The sequence below is a fragment of the Paralcaligenes ureilyticus genome (assembly GCF_004346225.1).
Lineage (GTDB): Bacteria > Pseudomonadota > Gammaproteobacteria > Burkholderiales > Burkholderiaceae_B > Paralcaligenes > Paralcaligenes ureilyticus.
Genome location: NZ_SMAJ01000006.1, coordinates 159,775 through 180,065, shown reverse-complemented (window position 1 = coordinate 180,065; position 20,291 = coordinate 159,775). Strand labels below are relative to the sequence as shown.

At 58.9% G+C, this 20,291-nt stretch carries 15 protein-coding genes; 9 read left to right on the top strand and 6 right to left on the bottom strand.

Going from position 1 to position 20,291, the window contains the following annotated elements:
- The first annotated feature begins 181 nt into the window (after positions 1-181).
- Positions 182-1,348, top strand: a complete 1,167-nt coding sequence (locus EDC26_RS10360; RefSeq protein ID WP_243700867.1) for a hypothetical protein — start codon at positions 182-184, stop codon at positions 1,346-1,348.
- A 13-nt stretch (positions 1,349-1,361) separates the two neighbouring features.
- Here EDC26_RS10360 and EDC26_RS10355 read toward each other — a convergent pair whose 3' ends face one another.
- Positions 1,362-1,829 (bottom strand): cyanophycin metabolism-associated DUF1854 family protein, encoded by a 468-nt coding sequence (locus tag EDC26_RS10355; protein WP_132582228.1) that lies wholly within the window; start codon positions 1,827-1,829, stop codon positions 1,362-1,364.
- On the bottom strand, positions 1,816-4,101 hold the full coding sequence (locus EDC26_RS10350; RefSeq protein ID WP_132582226.1) for a cyanophycin metabolism-associated ABC transporter: 2,286 nt from the start codon (positions 4,099-4,101) through the stop codon (positions 1,816-1,818). Before EDC26_RS10350 ends, EDC26_RS10355 begins: the two co-directional genes overlap by 14 nt.
- A 255-nt stretch (positions 4,102-4,356) precedes the next feature.
- On the opposite strand from EDC26_RS10350, the gene EDC26_RS10345 reads away from it, so the two are divergent.
- The gene (locus EDC26_RS10345) at positions 4,357-6,567 is read left to right on the top strand and encodes a cyanophycin synthetase (RefSeq protein ID WP_132582224.1); all 2,211 of its coding nucleotides are present in this window, start codon (positions 4,357-4,359) and stop codon (positions 6,565-6,567) included.
- A 21-nt stretch (positions 6,568-6,588) separates the two neighbouring features.
- Positions 6,589-9,192 carry a cyanophycin synthetase gene (gene cphA / locus EDC26_RS10340; RefSeq protein WP_132582222.1) on the top strand — a complete coding sequence of 868 codons (2,604 nt, stop codon included), beginning with the start codon at positions 6,589-6,591 and terminating at the stop codon, positions 9,190-9,192.
- A gap of 47 nt (positions 9,193-9,239) precedes the next feature.
- Here the strand turns inward: cphA and EDC26_RS10335 are convergent, their stop codons facing one another.
- The 3 genes from EDC26_RS10335 to EDC26_RS10325 are packed head-to-tail and all read right to left on the bottom strand — an operon-like array spanning position 9,240 to position 12,409.
- The gene (locus EDC26_RS10335; protein WP_243700866.1) at positions 9,240-10,655 is read right to left on the bottom strand and encodes a YfcC family protein; all 1,416 of its coding nucleotides are present in this window, start codon (positions 10,653-10,655) and stop codon (positions 9,240-9,242) included.
- A 42-nt stretch (positions 10,656-10,697) separates the two neighbouring features.
- Positions 10,698-11,465 (bottom strand): IclR family transcriptional regulator, encoded by a 768-nt coding sequence (locus tag EDC26_RS10330; RefSeq protein ID WP_132582218.1) that lies wholly within the window; start codon positions 11,463-11,465, stop codon positions 10,698-10,700.
- Complete coding sequence (locus tag EDC26_RS10325) at positions 11,462-12,409, bottom strand: N-formylglutamate amidohydrolase (RefSeq protein WP_132582216.1); 948 nt, start codon at positions 12,407-12,409, stop codon at positions 11,462-11,464. Before EDC26_RS10325 ends, EDC26_RS10330 begins: the two co-directional genes overlap by 4 nt.
- A gap of 458 nt (positions 12,410-12,867) precedes the next feature.
- Between EDC26_RS10325 and EDC26_RS10320 the strand changes: the two genes are divergently transcribed.
- The 6 genes from EDC26_RS10320 (at position 12,868) to EDC26_RS10295 (ending at position 18,901) form a co-directional block, all read left to right on the top strand.
- Positions 12,868-13,695, top strand: a complete 828-nt coding sequence (locus EDC26_RS10320; protein ID WP_132582214.1) for a transporter substrate-binding domain-containing protein — start codon at positions 12,868-12,870, stop codon at positions 13,693-13,695.
- A 97-nt stretch (positions 13,696-13,792) separates the two neighbouring features.
- Positions 13,793-14,443 (top strand): amino acid ABC transporter permease, encoded by a 651-nt coding sequence (locus tag EDC26_RS10315; protein WP_132582212.1) that lies wholly within the window; start codon positions 13,793-13,795, stop codon positions 14,441-14,443.
- Positions 14,444-14,457: 14 nt separating this feature from the next.
- On the top strand, positions 14,458-15,108 hold the full coding sequence (locus tag EDC26_RS10310; RefSeq protein WP_243700875.1) for an amino acid ABC transporter permease: 651 nt from the start codon (positions 14,458-14,460) through the stop codon (positions 15,106-15,108).
- A 31-nt stretch (positions 15,109-15,139) separates the two neighbouring features.
- Positions 15,140-15,988: an amino acid ABC transporter ATP-binding protein gene (locus tag EDC26_RS10305; protein WP_132582208.1), complete on the top strand. Its 849-nt coding sequence runs from the start codon at positions 15,140-15,142 to the stop codon at positions 15,986-15,988.
- 69 nt (positions 15,989-16,057) lie between these two features.
- Positions 16,058-17,254, top strand: coding sequence for an amino acid aminotransferase (locus EDC26_RS10300; protein ID WP_132582206.1), 1,197 nt, complete (start codon positions 16,058-16,060; stop codon positions 17,252-17,254).
- Between the two features lie 261 nt (positions 17,255-17,515).
- Positions 17,516-18,901, top strand: a complete 1,386-nt coding sequence (locus tag EDC26_RS10295; RefSeq protein ID WP_132582204.1) for an FAD-binding oxidoreductase — start codon at positions 17,516-17,518, stop codon at positions 18,899-18,901.
- Positions 18,902-19,056: 155 nt separating this feature from the next.
- Here the strand turns inward: EDC26_RS10295 and EDC26_RS10290 are convergent, their stop codons facing one another.
- The gene (locus tag EDC26_RS10290) at positions 19,057-20,001 is read right to left on the bottom strand and encodes a LysR substrate-binding domain-containing protein (protein WP_132582202.1); all 945 of its coding nucleotides are present in this window, start codon (positions 19,999-20,001) and stop codon (positions 19,057-19,059) included.
- Positions 20,002-20,291: the final 290 nt, after the last annotated feature.

Genomic DNA, 20,291 nt, shown 5'->3' with positions numbered 1-20,291 from the left:
CCTTGTGGGTGGCATCAGCGCAATAATCTGCACCCCGTTTAGCAAAAATGGCAGCCACAAGGGCTGCCGCTACAAACGATTGCGCTACGCTGGCAGGTCACTTATGTTCGGACGGTTCGCGGTAATATGGCGCTTTTCCTTGATGACATCCATTGTTCCCGCCAGGGATAGGTCACCCCTTATGAGCGACGCCTCTCACGCAATCCGCCCGAGTCAGGGCGGGATCCGGTTTCAGCATGCCGTCGGCCAAAGCCTTGACGGTGCCCAGCGGCGTTTTCTGGCTCTGCTCGAGTCCATGGGCCTGGATCATGCTGTGCAACTGACGCAGGAAGTCGATGAAGGGGGGCCGTCCGTCCGTTTTGCGTTGCTGGATACGTACGCGAGCCAGTGGGCGCCCGATTGCGATACAACGCAGCTGTGTGAAAAACTGGGCCTGGATTCCGAAAACAATGCCGAGGATCTGGAGCGCGAGATCGTGCTGGCCATGTTGCTCGGCCCCATTCCTTTTTCATTTCCCAGTTATGACGAGTTGGCCAGCGCGATCCGGATTCGTCGAAACGTGGCTCAGGGCGGGGGCAAGACGGTTCTGGCCTTTGATACCGAAGAAGCCGAGCGGCCCACGGACTGCTGGACATACTCCGAGGCGCGCGGCTTTACCCTGTTGCCCGGCTGGCCTTTGATTGAGTCGTTGAAAAAAACGACTCAGCCGGGCGCCTCGGGCAAGCTGTATTCGTTTTCCTGTTATCGGGCCACCGAATATGTGGTCTTGCTGGGTATTGCCCGAGAACTGGCAGAGTGCAATCCGTCGGTGTTCGCTCAGTTGCAGACGCAATGGGAGACGCGGGCGCTGATGGCCGAAGAGTTCCAGAGCACCTTTCTGCGTGAACACGGTACGCTGGCGCACCCGTTGCCGTTTCACTATTACGTGCCGGGCGACCGGCTCTGGTTTCGCAACCCCGACGAACGCTCTGCGAATATCGAGGGTTATGAAGGTTCCTGGGTTTTTTACATCGGGGGCGGGTTTTTCACGAATTTCTGGAAGCCCGACCAGCACTACACATTGACCAGCAAGTGCGTGGAGTTATTCCATTGGCGCAATGCGGTCGTTCAAACTGCGGCAGGCAAGCTGCAGATTGATGAAAATATCGTTGAAGAGCGGGTGCGCCAATCCTTGCGCAATCCGGCAGAGGTGGCTGCCATTTTAAAGACGATGATGCGTTTGCGCGAGCCCACGGGGATATATCGCGAGGGCGGGTGCATCGACGCGACGCGCGAATACGTGCGTTGCGTGTGTCCGGGTACGTCAGAGCTGGTGTTCCCCGGCAATGTCCTGCCGCTTCCGGCATAGAGCCGCCGGCAGTCTACAGAAAATGGTCGAGCAGCCGGCGGCTAATCTTATCGAGCGCCGCCGTATTGCGGATCAGGTACTGCACTCCATGGCTGTCGGCAATCAAAAGCGCAGAGGCCGATAACCTGCGAATGTCTTCTTCGACTTTGAGCACCAGTGTTACGTCGCCACGATCTGTTTCCACCTGCCAGCGGCTGGGAGTTCCAAAAGTGGACACGTGCCGGATGCGGCGGATCTCGGGGGTGAATTCGCGGCTGGCCAGCTCTTCTTCCAGCAGCAGGCGCACGTCGTCGGGCAGGTCTTCGAGTGTGTCTATCCAGACGAGCTCGGAGCCGCCCGCGCCCACCAGCGCTATTCCGTCTTCGGGCGCCGAAATGGGAAAGCTGCGCACGGGAATGACCGCTTCGTAAACGCGTTCGGCCATGGTTAGCACGAGGCGGCCGAAGGGGTCGCGATGCAAGCGGAAATCAGACTGTTTCATCTTCGCGCCCCTTTATTTCGGCGGTGTCGCGCTCGCCTTTCGCCTCGTCCCAATGGGCGTCGCTGGCGTCGGCCGCCGCTTGTTGGGCCTGCGCCTGATAGAGCCGCGAGTATGCGCCGTTGCGGGCTATGAGCTCGTCGTGCGGGCCTACTTCGACGATGCGGCCGCGTTCAAGCACCACCAGGCGGTCGGCCTGGCGCAGCGTGCTTAGCCGATGTGCGATGGAAATGGTGGTGCGGCCTCGCACCAGGTTATCGAGCGCTTTCTGGATTTCCTTTTCGGTGTTCGTGTCCACCGATGAGGTGGCTTCGTCCAGTATCAGGATGCGTGGATTGATCAGGAGTGCGCGGGCGATGGAAATGCGTTGCCGCTCGCCGCCCGATAAGGCATAGCCGCGCTCTCCGACCAGCGAGTCGTAGCCGTGGGGCAGACGCAGGATGAATTCGTGGGCATTGGCCGCGCGGGCAGCCGCGATGATTTCTTCGCGGCTGGCCTCGGGTTTGCCGTAGGCGATGTTCTCGGCGATTGTGCCGAAAAACAGGAAGGGCTCTTGCAGCACCAGGCCGATGTTGCGCCGATATTCGGAAATGGGCAGCGAGCGGATATCGACGCCATCGATGAATATGGCGCCGGCCGACACATCGTAGAAGCGGCAGATGAGATTGACCAGCGTGCTTTTGCCCGACCCGCTATGCCCCACCAGGCCTATCATTTCTCCCGGCGCAATCTCCAGGTTGATCCCGCGGATGACGGCGCGATTGCCGTAGCGAAAGCCGACCTTGCGTAGTTCGATGCGGCCCGTGACGTGCTCGAGATGGACGGGCCGGGTCGATTCGGGCACGCTGGAGACGTGGTCCAGAATATCGAAGATGCGCTTCGCGCCTGTGGCGGCCTTTTGTGTAAACGAAACGATGCGGCTCATAGAGTCCAGGCGGATGTAAAAGCGGCTGATATAAGCCAGAAAGGCCGTCAGAACCCCCACCGTGATTTCACGCTCGGCCACCAGCCAGATGCCGAAGACCCACACGACCAGAAGGCCGATTTCGGTCAGTAGTGTGACCGTGGGAGAAAACAGCGACCACACCATGTTGACTCGGTCATTGACGGCCAGGTTGCGGTTGTTCGCTTCGCGAAAGCGCGCCACTTCGCGCCGTTCCTGGGCAAACGCCTTGACCACCCGTATGCCCGGTATCGTATCGGCCAGCACGTTGGTGATTTCCGACCAGATGCGGTCGACCTTCTCGAATCCGTGGCGCAAGCGGTCGCGCACCAGATGAATCATCCAGACGATGAACGGCAGGGGAAGCAGGGTCGCCACCGCCAGCCAGGGATTGATCGCCAGCAGAATCGCCGCCGTCATGATGATCATCAGCACGTCGGTGAAGAATTCAAGCAGGTGCAGCGAAAGAAACAGGCAGATGCGGTCGGATTCCGAGCCTATGCGCGCGATCAGGTCGCCCGTGCGCTTGCCGCCGAAGTATTGCAGGGAAAGCTGTTGCAGGTGCTGGTAGGTGGTGGTGCGCAGGTCTGCGCCGATGCGTTCGCTCACCCAGGCCAGAATATAGGTGCGGCCCCAGCCCAACAGCCAGGCGAGCAGGGACGAGGCCAATAGCCCGATTAGATAGAGCTCCACCAGGCCGTAGTCGATCGGCACACCGTTTTGAAACGGTATCAGTACGTCGTCCATCAACGGCATGGTCAGGTACGGCGGTACCAGCGCGGCGGCGGTCGAGCCCAGCGTTAACAGAAAGCCGATCAAGAGGGCTGTGCGATACGGTTTGGCAAAGCGCCATAGGCGCAACAAAGCCCAGGTCGAAGGCGGCGCCTGGTTCTCTGCCGCGCCGCCCGGCCGTTCGTCGTGCGCGAGGGGCGGGGCGGATGGGCCGCCTGGCGTTGTGTCGCGCTGCCTGTTGAACTGAGCAATCAGCCGCAGCGCGGCGTCCTGACGGCCCAGGGTGTAGCGCCAGCCCGCCAGCCGGGCACGCGCGTCCTGCAGTTCGAGCGTGCCGACACCTGCGTGGTCATAGTGGCGCAGCCACAACCCCGGCAGCAGGGGCCAGGACAACCAGTCCGCCGCGCCCGGCTCTTTGACGAGCAGCCGGCGGTTAGTCACCAGCAGCAGGCCGTCGGCAAAATGCAAGCGCTGATCCAGATCTGTTTCCAGCCAGGCCAGAATGGTTTCCTGATCGGCAAGTTGCGGCAATACGGAAGCGCGCCAGACGTCGGGCAGATTGTCCGTGTAAAGGCCTGGAGCGTTCAATTCAATTTTCATGGATACGACGTGATCTGTCCCCAAAATATGAGGATTTTGAAATAGTAGTACGATTTCGCCGCGTCGCAGCGTGCTGTTTCGTCGACGGGCTGGCAGTTTAGTGTGGTTTTTTTACGTCTGGCAACAAAATTTTCGGATCTTTTCGCAAGCTTCGCATATTTTGCGGTCAAATTACCGCCATTATTAATCATTAGTTCATAAATATTTGTTTGCGTGGCAATTTTGGCTTTGCGCGACGCTTCTGCCCATTCAAAGATGAAAAAGAAAAGCATTGAATTCATCAATATGCTGTATTTGCGTGGGCCGAATATCTGGACCTACCGCCCGGTCATCGAAGCCTGGGTTGATATCGGCGAGCTGGAAGACTTTCCTTCCAATACTATTCCCGGATTTTACGAGCGATTGGTCGCGTGGCTCCCGTCGTTGATCGAGCATCGTTGCAGTGTGGGTGAGCGTGGCGGGTTTTTGCAGCGTTTGCGCCGCGGCACGTGGCCTGGTCATATCATGGAGCACGTCACGCTGGAGTTGCAGAGCCTGGGCGGCGAGATGCAGGGGGGCCTGGGCCGGGCTCGCGAAACTTCGGTGCGCGGCGTTTACAAGATTATTGTGCGCGCCTGGCATGAACCGGTTACGCGCGCCGCCCTTTACCTGGCGCGCGATTTGGTAATGGCTGCGATTGAAGACCGGCCTTTCGACGTACCCGCGGCGATCGCCGAACTGCGCGAATTGACGGATTCCCTCCGCTTGGGGCCCAGCACCGCATGTATTGTGGACGCGGCCGATGATCGCGATATTCCAATCAATCGTTTGAGTGAAGCCAACCTGGTTCAGCTGGGTTACGGAGCGCGCCAGCGTCGTATCTGGACGGCGGAAACCGACCGCACCAGTGCGATTGCCGAAGGCATCTCGCGCGACAAGGATCTGACCCGCAGCCTGCTTCAGACATGCGGCGTGCCGGTTCCGGAAGGGTACCTGGTCGATAGCCCGCAAGATGCCTGGGATACGGCGCAATCGATAGGTTTGCCTGTGGTGATCAAACCCATCGACGGCAATCACGGGCGGGGCGTGTTTACCAACCTGACGACTCGGGAAGAGGTTGAAACTGCCTACGCCGTTGCGGTAGACGAGGGTAGCGGCGTGATGGTCGAACGTTTTATCTACGGCAATGAACATCGGTTGCTGGTTGTGGGCGGGCGCATGGTTGCTGCGGCTCGCGGCGAGGAGGCGACGGTGGTCGGTGACGGCGTCAGCACGGTGGTTCAGTTGATCGATAGCCAGTTGAATACAGACCCGCGGCGCGGACGTGATGAGGATCAACCACTGAACCTGATTCGTCTGGATTCGGCCGCGCGCCTCGAGTTGGCGCGCCAGCAACTTGGCGCCGAGTCTGTTCCGGCGCAGGGCTTGCCAGTGCTGATACAGCGCAGCGGCAATGTGTCGATCGATGTGACCGATTCGGTGCACCCCAGTACGGCGGCGACGGTGGCGCTGGCCGCCCGCGTGGTTGGCCTGGACATTGCGGGGGTGGATCTGGTTGCCGAAGATATCTCCCGGCCTCTGTCGGAACAGCGCGGCGCGCTGGTTGAAGTTAACGCCGGCCCGGGCCTGCTGATGCATCTGAAGCCGGCATCGGGTGAGCCGCGGCCGGTAGGCCAGGCGATTGTCGATCACTTGTTCCCGCAAGGCGATAGCGGCCGCATACCGATTGTGGGCGTGACGGGAAGCAAAGGGAAGACGACGGTCGCGCGCGTAGTGGCCCATCTTCTGCAATTGAGCGGCCAATACACGGGTCTGGCGTGCAGCAACGGTCTGTTTTTCGGCCGTCGCCACGTGGCGAAAAACGATTGCGCCAATTGGGCCGCCGGCCATCGTGTCGTGATCAACCGTGCGGTTCAGGCGGGAGTCATCGAGACGGGCGGCCGCAGCATTTTAAGCGAAGGCTTGTCCTACGACCGATGCCAGGTGGGGGTCGTGACCAACCTGGATCCGGCATCTGCCTTGCCCGAATTCTATATTCACGACGTTGAGCAGATGGCCACGGTACTGCGCACGCAGGTCGATGTGGTGCTGCCCGATGGGGTGGCGGTGCTCAATGCCGACGATCCGCCGGTCGCGGCCATGGCGCCTTTGTGTGACGGTTCGGTGATTTTCTTCGGCCTCGACGGCGGTGCGCCGATTATCGTCGAGCACCTGGCCGAGGGCGGGCGTGCGGTTTTCGTGCATGATGCCCAGGTCGTCCTGGCCCATGGACAGGAGCAAACCGTATTGGCCGAACTCTCGGCCATTGCCCTGACCGGGGGTGGGAAGCTTCCCTTTCAGGTTGAAAATATTCTGGCGGCGGTGGGCGCAGCCTGGGCGCTGGACATCAGTCCCGAATTGATGCGCACGGGTATTGAGACGTTTGGTTTTGATCTGGCCGAAGCGCCCGCAGAGGGCGTTGCGCCGACTCTCGAAATAGCGGCCTGAGGCAATAAGGAAAATCGGTTCATGGATGTATCACGTGTACGCGCGCTGCGCGGCCCCAATCTGTGGTGTCGGCAGACGGCGATTGAAGCCATTGTGTCTTGCGACGAGCTGGAGCGCAGCATTGGCGAGCAGGAGAGCTTCGGAAATGCACTGCGTGCACGCTTTCCCGATATCGATATTCTGAGGCTGCCCGCCCCCGGCCAGGCCGGCTCGCTCGCGCATGCGTTGGCCTCGGCCGCCTTGCGGCTGCAAACCCAGGCAGGGTGCCCGATCACTTTTAGCCGCACGTCTTCCACCATTGAACCTGGCGTTTATCAGGTGGTGGTTGAATACAGTGAGGAAGAGGTCGGTCGACTGGCCTTCGCGCTGGCCCAGGACTTGTGCATGGCCGCCATGCACGACACGCCCTTTGACCTGGCCGATGCGCTTGCGCGTTTGCGGGAAACGAATGAAGACGTGCGCCTGGGTCCGAGTACCGGGTCTATCGTTTCCGCGGCGCTTGAGCGAGCTATTCCTTATCGACGCTTGACGCAGGGCAGCGTGGTGCAGTTTGGCTGGGGCTGCAAGCAGCGGCGGATTCAGGCTGCTGAAACCGATGGAACGAGTGCGATTGGAGAGTCTATCGCACAAGACAAAGAACTGACCAAAATGCTGTTGGCTACCGCTGGTGTGCCGGTGCCCGACGGTCGCTGTGTAAGTAGCGCGGAAGATGCCTGGGCCGCGGCGCTTGAAATCGGCGCCCCCGTGGTCGTAAAGCCGCGTGATGGCAATCAGGGAAAGGGCGTTACCGTCAATGTGCAAACCCGCGAGCAAGTGTTGGCCGGGTATGCGCTGGCCTGCGCCAGAGGTACAGAGGTGATTGTGGAGCGTTATTTTCCCGGTCACGATTTTCGTTTGCTGGTGGTGGGCGACAAGCTGGTCGCCGCCGCGCGACGCGATCCTCCGCAAGTGATCGGCGACGGCCGCCGCAGCATTGTCCAGCTGGTAGAGCTGATCAATGCCGATCCGGCCCGCGGCGAGGGCCACGGCACATCGTTGACATTGATACGATTGGATGTCATCGCCCTGGCGACCATCGCCAAGCAAGGGTATGCGCCCGATTCGGTTCCGGAAAAAGGTGTCCGGGTCGTTCTGCGCAACAATGCCAACCTTAGCACCGGCGGTACGGCTACCGATGTGACCGATCATGTTCACCCGGAATTGGCCGCCAGCGCTGTTGCCGCGGCGCAAATGGTTGGGCTGGACATTTGCGGCATCGATCTGGTGGGTGACAACGTGTACGAGCCGCTCGACAAGCAGGCTGGCCGCATTGTGGAAGTCAACGCCGCACCGGGATTGCGCATGCATTTGAGCCCGTCGTTTGGCAAAGGCCGTGCGGTGGGCGATGCGATTATCGCCAATATGTTCTGCGATGGCGACAATGGACGCATTCCGCTGGTGGCGGTGGCGGGCACCAATGGTAAAACCACGACGGTGCGGCTGATTGCCCATTTGATGGCCAGTGCCGGACGCTGTGTGGGCATGACCAACTCGGATGGGGTGTATATCGGTCATGAACGTATCGATACGGGTGATTGCAGCGGCCCGCGCAGCGCGCGCAATGTGTTGATGCATCCCTATGTTGATGCGGCGGTGTTTGAAACAGCGCGCGGCGGAATATTGCGGGAGGGTTTGGGTTTTGATCGCTGCGATGTCGCTGTGGTGACCAATATAGGGATGGGTGATCATCTGGGGCTGAACTTTATCAGTACCGTGGAAGATCTGGCCATCGTCAAGCGCGTGGTGGTGGAGAACGTATCGACCGATGGCGTGGCTGTATTGAATGCGGCGGATCCCATCGTGGCCGCCATGGCCGAGAACTGCCCGGGCGGCGTCACATTTTTTGCCGCCGACGGCAACAACCCTGTTCTCGCCAATCATCGCGCCAGGGGGCAGCGCGTGGTGTATGTAGAGGCTGGGGACATCGTGCTGGCTGAAGGCCGTTTTGAACGCCGCTTCGAGCTCGACCGCATTCCTCTTACGCGCGGCGGCACGATAGGCTTTCAGGTTGAGAACGCGATGGCGGCTCTGGCGGCCGTGTGGGCGCTGGGGTTGACATGGCCGGCCGTGCAGGCGGGGCTTGGCGATTTCGTCAACGATGCGCAGGCTGCGCCGGGTCGCTTCAATGTGTTTTCTTATCGTGGGGCGACGCTGATAGCGGACTATGGCCATAACCCGGATGCCATGCTGGCGTTGGTGCGGGCCATCGACAGCATGCCGGCTACCCGGAGGGTGGCGGTCATCAGCGGCGCGGGCGATCGGCGCGATATTGATATTCGTCGTCAGACGGAGATTTTGGGGGGCGCGTTTGACGAGGTGATTCTGTATCAGGATATGTGTCAGCGAGGCCGCGTCGATGGCGAGGTGCTGGCGCTGCTTCGGGAAGGCCTGGTGAATGCCCGCCGTACTCGCGCTGTGCAGGAAATCCGCGGGGAGTTCCTGGCGATCGATGCGGCGCTTGATCAATTGAAAGCAGGCGAGCTGTGCCTGATTCTGATTGACCAGGTGGAGGAATCGCTTGCGTATATCGCGCAGAAGATTGAGTCGGATGGGAAGTTGCTGGCGTCGCGTAGCGTCGCCCTGTAGCGCCACCCCTTGTGGGTGGCATCTCAAAACAAACGCGGCCGTTCCCATCAATACCCGATAAACACCGCGATGGCCAAGGTTGCGCCCGACAGCAGCAACAGGACGATGAATAGCGGCAGGATGAAGCGAATCCATTCGCCGTAGCCGACCCGTGCGGTGGCCAGGTACGCCAGAAGCATGCCCGAGGTCGGTGTGACCATGTTGGTCAGGCCCCCGCCCAGCAGGAAAGCGAGGATGGTGGTTTGGCCGCTTACCCCGGAGAGCTGGGCGATGGGGCCGATGATGGGCATGGTGACGGCCGCCTTGCCTGAGACGGAGGGGATGAAGACGTCGAGGAACATTTGTACACCCATCAGGCCTTGTGCGACCCAGGCGGGAGACTGTTCCTTGGCCAGGCCGGTAACGGCGTGGATCAGGGTGTCGAGCACGGCGCTGTCTTGCAGGATCAGCTCCACTGAAGCCGCCAGGCCGATCAGCAGGCCCGCCAGAATCATGCCCTTCATGCCGTCGACGAAGGCGTCGGAGGCGCTGCGCGAGTCCAGCCCTCCCAGTAGCGCAATGACTACACTTAAAAATACATAGAACGATGCGAGTTGAATGCTGTGCCAATGATAGTTGCGTGTGCCCAGAACCAGTGCCACGCCGGCCAGCGCCAGGGCGATGAGGATGGCGGTATGGCGCGGCGATAGCTTGCCGGCCGTGGTGTGCGATGGGGCCTGCACATATCCGCTGCGGCGCACGTAGTGCATTAAGTACAGGATGCCCAACGGCAGGAAGACAATGAAGACGGCCAGCCGCATTCCTATGCCGCTAAATAGCGGCACGCCCACCAGCGGCTGAGCGACTGCCAGGGCGAGTGGATTGGTGACCGAAGCGATGTAGCCGATTTTGGCGGCGATCGCCACCAGTGCGACGGCAAACAGGTTGCTCAGGCCCAGCCGTTTGGCCAGCACCATCAGTACGGGGATGATGACCAGGTATTCGGAGATGAAGCCCAGGAAGGTGCTGCCCAGCCCAATAAGCAGCATCAGGAGCGGCGCCAATACATATACGTTGCCGTTGGTGACTTCAAGCAGCCGGTCGATGCCGGCGTCGACGACACCGGTGCGGCGCATGACGCCGAACATGCCGCCGATGAACATCACCATGAAAATCAGCTCGGAATTCTTGACCATTCCGCGTGGCACGGCGTTGAGCGCCGAGATGAAGCTTGCGGGCGCGGCGCGGCTTTCGGTGGGGGCGGGAACGCTGGTTGCCAGCAGTGCGCCGGCGTTATGTGTTTTGGCAAGAACCTGGTATGTGCCGGGTACGACCAGTTTGCCTTTGCGCTGGTAGTGGCCCGAATCGACCATGTAGGTAAGTGCCAGGGCGGCGATGATGACCCCGAGCATCATCATGACCGGATGCAGCATGCGGCGGCGCGGGCGGGTATCGGTGTTTGGCTCTTGGGCAAGTGCACTCATGTTTTTTGTCTCCGGCGCGGTAATTTCTATAGTGGACATGGCTTAGGCCGAGTAGCCCAGCTCGGCCGAAATGGCGCGGCTGGTGGCCAGCAGGCGCTCGACGATGGCGGCCGTAGCGGTTGCGGGCAGGTGTGTTTCGGGCCCCGACACGCTAAGCGATGCAATCGTGTCGCCACTGAAATCGCGCACCGGGACGGCCAGCGCCACGATTCCGGGGGAGAGCTCGCCCACGCTTGCGGCATAGCCGCGGCGCACTACGGTATCGAGCTCGGCATGGATTTTCACAGCGGAGCTGGCGCTGTGCAGTTGGCCTTTTTGCCTGATTTTGGATAGGTATTGCGAGCGCACCGTATCGGGAGCCCACGCCAGCAGCACTTTGCCCGAAGCGCCTGCATAAACGGGCCGGCGGTTGCCGACCGCGCCCAGAGGCCGTACCTCGCGTGTGCTTTCGTAGCGCAGCACGCAGACGGTCTCGAGGGCTTCGCGCACGCGCAGTACGACGGTCTCGTCGATTTGCTGGTTTAACGCCAGCATATGTTTTTGGGCGCAACGCGCGAGGGTGTTTTGCTGCGTGGCGGCCACGCCGATGACAAAGGCCTGTGGGCCTAGGGAATAGGCGGCGGTTTTCTCGTCTTGCAGCACGAAGCGGTGCGCCTCGAGCGTACAGAGCATGCGATAGGCGCGCGATTTGTTCAGCCCGGTGCGTTGCGCCAGTTCGGTTACGCCTAGCGCCGGGTGCTCGGCGATCAGGCTTAGCAGGCCAAGCGCGTTGTCGACCGAGTCGACGATATAGGGTTTGGGCGGCTTCATTGGATTTGCCGGCGCACGAAGCCGGCCAGGGCATCGAGAAATGTGTCGAGATGGCCGCGCAAAATACCGAATCCATCGTGTTTTTCGAACGTTGTTTCGTTCATATAGAGCGCGCGGTTGATTTCGATCTGGATGCTGTGGCGGCCGTCTTTGGGCGCGCCTGTTTGGCGAATGATGTCACCGCCCTGGTAAGGGTCGTTGATCGTCACGCGGTAGCCGTAACCGCGCAGGCAGCCGGCCGCCCAGGCCGTGAAGGCCGGGTCGGCGGAGGTGCCGCAGCGGTCGCTCACCACGATGTCCGGGCGGGCTCGGCCGGCGTCTATATTCATCGCGTTACCCTGCGACTTCATGGAATGGCAGTCGATGTGCCATACGCGCCCGGCTCGCTGCCAGGCCTGGTCGATTTGGGCCGCAAGCGCCTGGCGGTAAGGCAGGTAGTAGGCGTCGATGCGATGCTGCACTTCGGCGATGCCAAGCTTGCGCTGATACATGGGTACGCCCGGCAATGCGGTGCGGCGGATCAGCCCCATGCCTCGTGCACTATAGGTTTGCGGCACGATTTCACCCGGCCATGGGGTCGCGAGCAATTCGGTATCGATATCGCTAAGCGCCCGGTTCGGGTCGATGTAGGCGCGTGGAAAGTGAGCGCCGATAAGCGTTGCGCCGCGTTGTGGCGCGCCGCCCCAAAGCTGTTCAACAAAGGCGTCGCGGCTGCTCAGCAGTGCGTCGCGTGGGGCACTGGTGTCAAAGTCGTCGGGCAGGGTAAAGCCGCTGTGCGGGGAATCCAGGACGATAGGCAGGGCGCCGTCGCGCGGCAGCGCGATAAAGAATGGCGAAGAGGTTTCTTGCACGCCGGTGCTTTTGTAGCGGCACCCCTTGTGGGTGCCATCTGGAATATTTGCATCAGCGGCTTTCGCAGGAGATTCGATATCGGCATCATTCATAAATATACGTTTTATTAAATAAAACAAATTTTATATATTATCGATAGGTAAAATTCCCGCGTCAAGAAATCCAACGCTCTTTTTTATCCATATATACCCTATGATTTGGATGAAAATGAACAGATTGATAGGAAAGGCAAACCCGATCGAACCTGGTCAAATCTGAAATAAGGCTCAGTTATTTTGTTTTATTGAATAAAACAACTAAATAAACGCTAGCAACCTCTCACAAGAAACAATCAGCCACGGCGATGGAATTGCCTTCTGCGTATTTACCCCTAATTTCAGGATATTCGATGTGTTATTGATTGACACCCAAATGGATATGTATATACTTTTTATTGGGCAAGGCGGAGCGCCCTGTATGGCACAATAAACAGCAATCTGGGTTTGGCGGATCGCACCTATTCAGGGTGCGGTAAAAGAATTTTTATTCACAGTGTGAGGAGTACAAGGAAATGCGCTTATTCTCAACATTAAAACTATGCCTGGCGACTGCGTGTCTGGTCACTGCTGCTCTGCCCGCACATGCGGAAGATCAGTTGGCCAAAGTCAAGAAGGCCGGGGAACTGGTCGTGGGCACGGAAATGCAATTCGCGCCGTTCGACTTTCTTAAGGACGGCAAACAAGAGGGCTTCAACAAAGAGTTCTTTGCCGAGGTCGGCAAGGCCCTGGGCGTGAAGGTGCGCTTTATCGATCTGCCGTGGCCCAGTGTGCTGCCCGGGCTTGATGCGAAAAAATTCGATATGGTGGCCGGCCCTCTGAATGTGACCAAGGCGCGGATGGAGCATTACACGTTCACGCTGCCCATCGCGGACGGCACCGTGGCTTTGTTGAAACGCACCAAAGACACGGATCTTAAAAAGCCTGAAGACATTGCCGGCAAGGCCGTGGGCGGCGGCAAGGGCTCGGCGCAGCTTGCGCAATTGCGGGACTTTGCCAACACTTTGAATCCCAAGCCAATAATCAAGGAATATATCGACAATAACCAGGCCTACGCGGATCTGGCTGCCGGGCGCATCGTGGCGGTCGGCAATTCACTGACCAACATCGCGTACGTGGCACAGCAGCGGCCTGCCATGTTTACGGTGGTCAAGCCGGCCTTCGGCAAGAAAGTGTATTTTGCCTACATAGGGTTGAAAAACGCCGATACCAAGCCCTTGCTCGACGCCGTTGACAAGGTAATTCTAGCCATGCACAAAGATGGACGCCTGGCCGCCATGCAGAAAAAATGGTTTGGCGTAGCAATGGATGTGCCGGTAGCGCCTTTCGTGCCTAACGTCTGAGGCTTGTCGAAGACTCCGCGGCCCACTGTCCGTTGCGGTAAACCCGCCGGATACGTGGGGCCTGCCGGGGCTCGCAGCCTATCACCACAGAAAGCCTATGCTTGACCTCTCTACCATGATCCATTCCTTTCCCTTGCTGATCAAGGCATCGGAAATGACGATTCTCATCTCATTCATGGGCTTGTGCGTGGGTTATATCCTGGCGATCGGCGTGGCCAGCGCCCGCCTTTCTTCAAACGCGGCCTGGCAGCAGGCGGGCGCGCTTTATGTGTTTGTTTTCCGCGGCATCCCTCTTTTGGTCCAGTTGATGGTGGCGTATTATTTCTTGCCATTTCTGGGCATTAACGTGTCGCCCGTCGTGGCCTCGACGCTGGCCATTTCGCTGTGCGAGGGCGCCTATCTGGGTGAAATATTGCGCGGCGGGTTCCTGGGCATTCCCAAGGGGCAGCTTGAAGCCACGCAACTATTGGGCTTCTCGCGTTTCGATACGCTGGTGCGAATCGAAATTCCGCAGGCGTTGAAGCTCACCATGCCTTCCCTCATCAGCGAAATGATTTTGCTGGTGAAGGCCTCGTCGCTGATTTCGATCGTGGGTGTGGCCGAAATTACACGCACGGCGCAAAACATGGCGGCAAGCACGTTCATGCCGCTGGAAACCTATATTGCCGCTGGCTGCGTCTATATGGTGATAAATGGCGTGCTGTCCCTGGCCGGCCATGTGGCTGAACAACGTTACGGGCGGTCCTGACGATGCGATTCAATATGGACATCGTGAGTCACTACTGGCCCGATATTATCCATGGCTTCATGATTACGCTGGCCTCCTGGGGCGGGGCCGTAGTCCTGGGTCTTGCCGTGGGCTTTTTGATTGCCGTGCTGCAGTTGTTTGGCGGACGCTGGGTACGTGCCGTTTTGCGTGTATATATCGAGGTGCTGCGCACTACCCCTTTTTTGATCCAGCTGTTTATTCTGTATTACGGCGGCCCTTCAATAGGCATTGAATTGTCGGCCATGACCGCCGGCATTGTGGCGTTGGGCCTGTATGGCAGCGCTTATTTCGCCGAGTGTTTCCGCTCCGGGTTCATGTCGGTGCCGCGCGGCCACATCGAGGCCGCGCAATGCCTGGGCTTTTCGCGCCTGGCCACTGTATGGCGCGTGCAACTGCCGCAAATGCTGGTCATCATCACCCCGGCACTGATCAATCTGATCATTATCCTGAGCAAGGAAACAGCGGTTTTGTCGGTGGTGACCGTGCCCGAATTGACGGCGGTGCTGACGCAAATAGGCACCGAACAATTTTCCTATGTTGAAACGACGCTGATTTTATGCGTCTGTTATCTGCTGCTGATCGGTGTTACCGAACGCCTGGGCCGTTGGGCCGAAGTGCGCATGAGCCGTTTTTTGGTACGTTAAGCGAGCGCAAGTTCGCTCATCTGGAGACGCAATGAATCTGAACACCGCCGCGAATGTGCAGGAATATCTGGTTGAGGCCCGCGGCGTCAGCAAGAGCTATGGCCCGGCCCGCGTGTTGAACAATATATCGCTGGGTGTGCGCAAGTCCGAAGTCACTTGCATTATCGGTCCCTCGGGTTCAGGGAAAAGCACCTTGCTGCGTTCGCTGGCCTTTCTCGAAGAGTACGACGGGGGCGAGGTGCTGATCGAAGGCGAGTTGCTGGGCTACGTCGATCGGGATGGGGTGCGGGTCCGGGCGCCTCTGGCGGAGATCAACCGGGTACGCCGTCATGTGGGCATGGTTTTTCAGCAGTTCAATTTATGGCCGCATATGACCGCCGCGGGCAATGTCGCCGAAGCGTTGGTCCGGGTTAAAAAGCTGCCTCGCCGCGAGGCTCGCGAGCGGGCTTTGCACATGCTCGACAAGGTCGGCCTGCTCGAGAAGGCCGATGCCTATCCAATACGTCTGTCGGGCGGCCAGCAGCAACGTGTGGCCATTGCGCGCGCCCTGGCCATGGAGCCGCATATCATGCTGTTCGACGAGCCCACGTCGGCGCTTGATCCCGAGTTGGTGGGCGAGGTGTTGCAGGTCATGAAGACGCTGGCGCGCGAAGGAATGACAATGGTGGTGGTGACCCACGAAATGGGGTTCGCCGCGCAGGTGGCTGATAGAGTTGTGTTTATCGATAAGGGCGAGATCGCGGCCAGCGGGCCGCCTCGGGAGATTTTTCACGATCCGAATAATTCGCGCCTGCAGCAATTTTTGCAGAATTACCTCGACCGCAATGCGTTCTGGACGCGTTCGGCGGAGCCGGTCGAAACAGGTTCTGCGATGGCCTGAGATATGTCTGACAGTCTCACGCGTTTCTTGACCTGTTTTTTTATTTCGGAATAACAAAGAGTAGTCACTATGTTCGAGCATTTGGAAAAGTACGCCGGCGACCCGATCTTCCGTCTGGGCGAGGCTTTTCATCAGGATCCACGTTCGCAAAAGGTCAATCTGACCGTCGGCCTGTATTACGATAATGAAGGCCGCATTCCTTTGCTGAAAACGGTGCAAGAGGCCGAAGCGCGCCGCAATGCAAATCCGCAGCCGCGCCCCTATTTGCCTATTGAAGGCCTGGCGTCTTATCGCAGCGCTGTGCAGAAACTGCTGTTTGGCGCTAATCACGAAGTATTGCGTAGCGGCCGCGTGGCCACGATACAAAGCGTAGGCGGCACCGGCGCCCTGAAAGTGGGCGGCGACTTTTTGCACGCTGCGTATCCCGACAGCGAGATGTGGATCAGCGACCCGGCCTGGGATAACCATTTTGCGATATTCCAGGGCGCGGGCATCAAGACGCATACCTATGCGTATTACGACCCCGAGACTAAGGCCCTGCTGTTTGATCAAATGCTTGGTCAGCTAAGCGCTTTGCCCAAACACAGTATTGTTTTGCTGCACCCCTGCTGCCACAATCCGACCGGTGTGGATTTGTCGCCCGAGCAGTGGCGGCAACTGATTCCGGTGCTGGCGGCCGGCGAATTGATTCCTTTCCTGGACATCGCCTATCAGGGCTTCGGCGCCGGCTTGCAAGAAGATGCCTACGCGGTCCGTGCCATGGCCGACGCGGGTCTGTCGTTTCTGGTGGCCAATTCTTTCTCCAAGAATTTCTCGCTCTACGCCGAACGTTGCGGGGGGTTGTCGGTAGTGTGCTCATCGCCCGATGAGACCGAGCGCGTACTGGGACAGCTTAAGGCCATTGTGCGCCGTATCTACTCGAATCCGCCCATGCATGGCGGGCAAGTCACGGCCAGCGTCCTGAACGACCCCGAGTTGTATGCCTTGTGGGAAGATGAGGTCGCGCAGATGCGTACGCGCATCGCCTCTGTGCGGCAAAAGGCCCACGAGCAACTGTCAGCCAAGCTGCCTGCTTATGATTCACGCTACTTTGTCACCCAGCGCGGCATGTTTAGCTATACAGGCCTGTCCACGGCGCAATTGCAGGCGCTGCGTGAAAAGCATGGGGTATATATTATTGATTCGGGCCGTATCAGCGTGCCTGGGCTCAACACGCATAATATGGATTACTTCACTGATGCAATGGCCAGCGTTCTTCGAGGGTGATAGGTGGCGCCATCTGTAGCGCCACCCCTTGTGGGTGGCAAACCCTCGACAAGAAAATAGGTATCTTGCATTGATGACAGGCACAAGGCCTGTCGCTACAAACTTCACGTACGCGTTTTTGCAAACACCGTCGTGTTCGTCAAGGATCCGCACGACGGGTTTTGTAGCGGCACCCCTTGTGGGTGCCATCGTCCCGCATCGAAACACTAACATCCACTGCTGCCACATCGCTCCTCTCTGGATAAATAATCAGGTAAAACCATGCAAAACCTTTCCGCGATTCCAACCCTTGAGGCACTAAGTGGATTGATATCGTGCTTGCGTCCAGGCGACGACCTGGAACGCTATCTGCACGACGATAGCGGTGTTCGATGCGACGGCCAGCCGTCCCTGGTGTTTCGCCCTTCGACTCCCGGGCAGGTCGCCGACATCGTGCGGGCCTGCCATAGGGAGGACCGGGCCCTGACCATTCAGGGCGGCCGCAGCGGCATGGCTGGCGGTGCAATACCCGATAAAGACGACGTGGTGATATCGCTCGAGCTTCTCGATCAGGTCGAGGAGTTCGATACCGTGGGCGGCACGATTACCGTGCAGGCAGGCATCGTGCTTGAAAATTTGTGTGCCCTGGTCGAGGCGCAGGGCTGGTATTTCCCTTTGGATCTGGGTGCGCGGGGTTCTTGTCAGATTGGCGGCAACGTGGCCACCAATGCGGGCGGCAATCGCGTGTTGCGCTACGGCACCATGCGCGAACTGGTCCTGGGACTTGAAGTTGTACTGGCCGACGGCACAGTGTTGTCAATGATGAACAAGGGGCTTAAAAACAATACCGGGCTCGATCTTAAACATCTGTTCATCGGTACGGAAGGCACACTGGGCGTTATTACACGCGTGGTGCTTCGCTTGTTTCCCAGACCCTTGCGCCGCTATAGCGCCCTGGCCGCCGTCAACGATTTCGAACGGATCACGCAAGTGCTGAAGGCGGCGCGCGCGCGCTTGCCGGAGTTGTCTTCGTTCGAGGTCATGTGGCGGGAGTATCTGGTTGCCGCCGGCCAGGTGCTGAAAAAAACGCCTCCCTTCGAAGCGCGCTACCCCATTTATATTCTGCTCGAAACGGAGAGCGGCGGCTCGTCGCAATCAGCGTCGGCCCTCGAAGATTTTCTGGGCGATCTGCTGGAACGTGGGCAGGTGGTGGACGTGATCATCCCGCAGACCCAGGAACAGGCTGACTCGCTATGGAAGTTTCGGGGTTCGATCGGCGAAATCCTGCGCACCATGCAGCCTTATCTGGCGTTTGATATTGGCATTCCCTTGCAATCCATGCAGAGGTTTATCGATGTGGTCGGCGCTCGCTTGTCGCAGGCTTATCCTGGCGCCCGGAATCTGTTTTTTGGCCATCTTGGCGATGGCAATCTGCATCTATCAACGGGGCCGCATGCGCCTGGCGATCTTCTGGCCATTGAAGAGTTGGTGTATGGCGAGGTCCAGTGTGTCGGGGGCAGCATATCGGCCGAGCACGGCATCGGGCGGATCAAGAAACCATTCCTGAAATACAGCCGTGGCGCCAGCGAACGCCTGGTCATGCAGCAAATCAAGCGCGTCCTGGATGCGCAAGGCGGCCTGAATAAACATCGTGTTATTGATGTGTGATGGGAGCGGGTGGTGGCTTGATTTATGGTTGATGGCAGCCACAAGGGCTGCCGCTACATTATGAAAGAATGGCGGCCACAAGGGCTGCCACTACGTAATTTACGGATACGTTTTTGTAGCGGCACCCCTTGTGGGTGCCATCTTCGCCTACCCCCCTATGCCGCCAACATCTGCCGGTTCAATTCGTCCTGCAGCTTTCCGCGTGCGGCGAGCCAGCGGTGGAAGGCGCGGCAGTGAGGCTTGTCGAAGGCGTTGTGCTTCCATTTCAGGATGTACGGCCAGGGCAGAGGCAACGCCTGTTTAAACGGGATGACCAACCTGCCCGCAGCCACATCCCGTCCGATCATGGAGCATTGCGCCAGCGCAAACCCCTGCCCGGCAATGGCCGACTCAATGGTCATGTGCGACAGGGAAAAAATTCTGTGACTTTCGATGGCTGTTCCGGTGTGGTCGACCTGCCTGGCGGAAAACCAGTCCTGCCATGACGGCGGCGATGTAAATTTGGGTTGCCAATCGGTCGACAGCAAGGGGTAGTCCAGTATCTGCCTTGGGTTCTTCAGCGTTTTTTTCGGGGCGATCAGGCCCGGGCTGCATACCGGCACCACCAGGTCGGTGTAGAGTTCCAGCGAGTTCTGCGACGCTGCGCTGGCATCGCTGCCGTAGGTGATGCGGAAATCGATATCTTCAAGATCGTTGGCGGGTTCGGAGTGGCTGCCTTTGAACTGAATCGTCAGGTCTGGGTAGTGCGTGTCTTGCCACTCGAATACCAGAGGTGCCAGCCACGCTTTGAGTAATGAGGGCAGGGCGCTTAGCGACAGGTTGCTTTGGCTTTTCGATCGGTCCAGCTCAGCTTGGGCCTCGCGCAGTAATTCGAACGCGTGTGTGCAGGATTCGTGAAAGCGCAGGCCGGCAGCTGTGAGGCGCAGGCGTTTGCCATCCTTGAATGTCAGGCTTGCCTCCAAAGCGTCTTCCAGGAGTTTGATTTGCTGGCTGATCGCGCCGGGGGTGATCTGCAGCCGCCTGGCCGCCTCGGCCAAGGTCTGGCTATGGCCTATGGCTTCAAAAATCTGCAGCGCGCGCAAGGGTGGGAGCTTGTCCATGATTTTGTCCGGTTAAGGCAAAGCGTGGGGCGCGAGCCAGTGATGTGGCACCCACAAGGGGTGCCGCTACATGAGCGGCAGGTGCGTTTTGTAGCGGCAGCCCTCGTGGCTGCCAAAACCCCGATAATCAACTTGCGGCCGTCAACCAACAGCGATTATGTCCGTCAATTTTTCGCTCCAGATACTTTAGATATTCTAAACAATAATTAATATTATCGTAGAATTATTTATTTTATTATGGCGTGAATGAAATCGGCAATCAGGGACGTGAAGCGTGCCCGGCTCCAAGG

What these genes read in the sequence shown, in the direction of transcription:
- EDC26_RS10360 (WP_243700867.1), top strand. Translation starts at nt 182, where the DNA reads ATGAGCGACGCCTCTCACGCAATCCGCCCGAGTCAGGGCGGGATCCGG.
- EDC26_RS10355 (WP_132582228.1), bottom strand. Translation starts at nt 1,829, where the DNA reads ATGAAACAGTCTGATTTCCGCTTGCATCGCGACCCCTTCGGCCGCCTC.
- EDC26_RS10350 (WP_132582226.1), bottom strand. Translation starts at nt 4,101, where the DNA reads ATGAAAATTGAATTGAACGCTCCAGGCCTTTACACGGACAATCTGCCC.
- EDC26_RS10345 (WP_132582224.1), top strand. Translation starts at nt 4,357, where the DNA reads ATGAAAAAGAAAAGCATTGAATTCATCAATATGCTGTATTTGCGTGGG.
- cphA (WP_132582222.1), top strand. Translation starts at nt 6,589, where the DNA reads ATGGATGTATCACGTGTACGCGCGCTGCGCGGCCCCAATCTGTGGTGT.
- EDC26_RS10335 (WP_243700866.1), bottom strand. Translation starts at nt 10,655, where the DNA reads ATGAGTGCACTTGCCCAAGAGCCAAACACCGATACCCGCCCGCGCCGC.
- EDC26_RS10330 (WP_132582218.1), bottom strand. Translation starts at nt 11,465, where the DNA reads ATGAAGCCGCCCAAACCCTATATCGTCGACTCGGTCGACAACGCGCTT.
- EDC26_RS10325 (WP_132582216.1), bottom strand. Translation starts at nt 12,409, where the DNA reads ATGAATGATGCCGATATCGAATCTCCTGCGAAAGCCGCTGATGCAAAT.
- EDC26_RS10320 (WP_132582214.1), top strand. Translation starts at nt 12,868, where the DNA reads ATGCGCTTATTCTCAACATTAAAACTATGCCTGGCGACTGCGTGTCTG.
- EDC26_RS10315 (WP_132582212.1), top strand. Translation starts at nt 13,793, where the DNA reads ATGCTTGACCTCTCTACCATGATCCATTCCTTTCCCTTGCTGATCAAG.
- EDC26_RS10310 (WP_243700875.1), top strand. Translation starts at nt 14,458, where the DNA reads ATGGACATCGTGAGTCACTACTGGCCCGATATTATCCATGGCTTCATG.
- EDC26_RS10305 (WP_132582208.1), top strand. Translation starts at nt 15,140, where the DNA reads ATGAATCTGAACACCGCCGCGAATGTGCAGGAATATCTGGTTGAGGCC.
- EDC26_RS10300 (WP_132582206.1), top strand. Translation starts at nt 16,058, where the DNA reads ATGTTCGAGCATTTGGAAAAGTACGCCGGCGACCCGATCTTCCGTCTG.
- EDC26_RS10295 (WP_132582204.1), top strand. Translation starts at nt 17,516, where the DNA reads ATGCAAAACCTTTCCGCGATTCCAACCCTTGAGGCACTAAGTGGATTG.
- EDC26_RS10290 (WP_132582202.1), bottom strand. Translation starts at nt 20,001, where the DNA reads ATGGACAAGCTCCCACCCTTGCGCGCGCTGCAGATTTTTGAAGCCATA.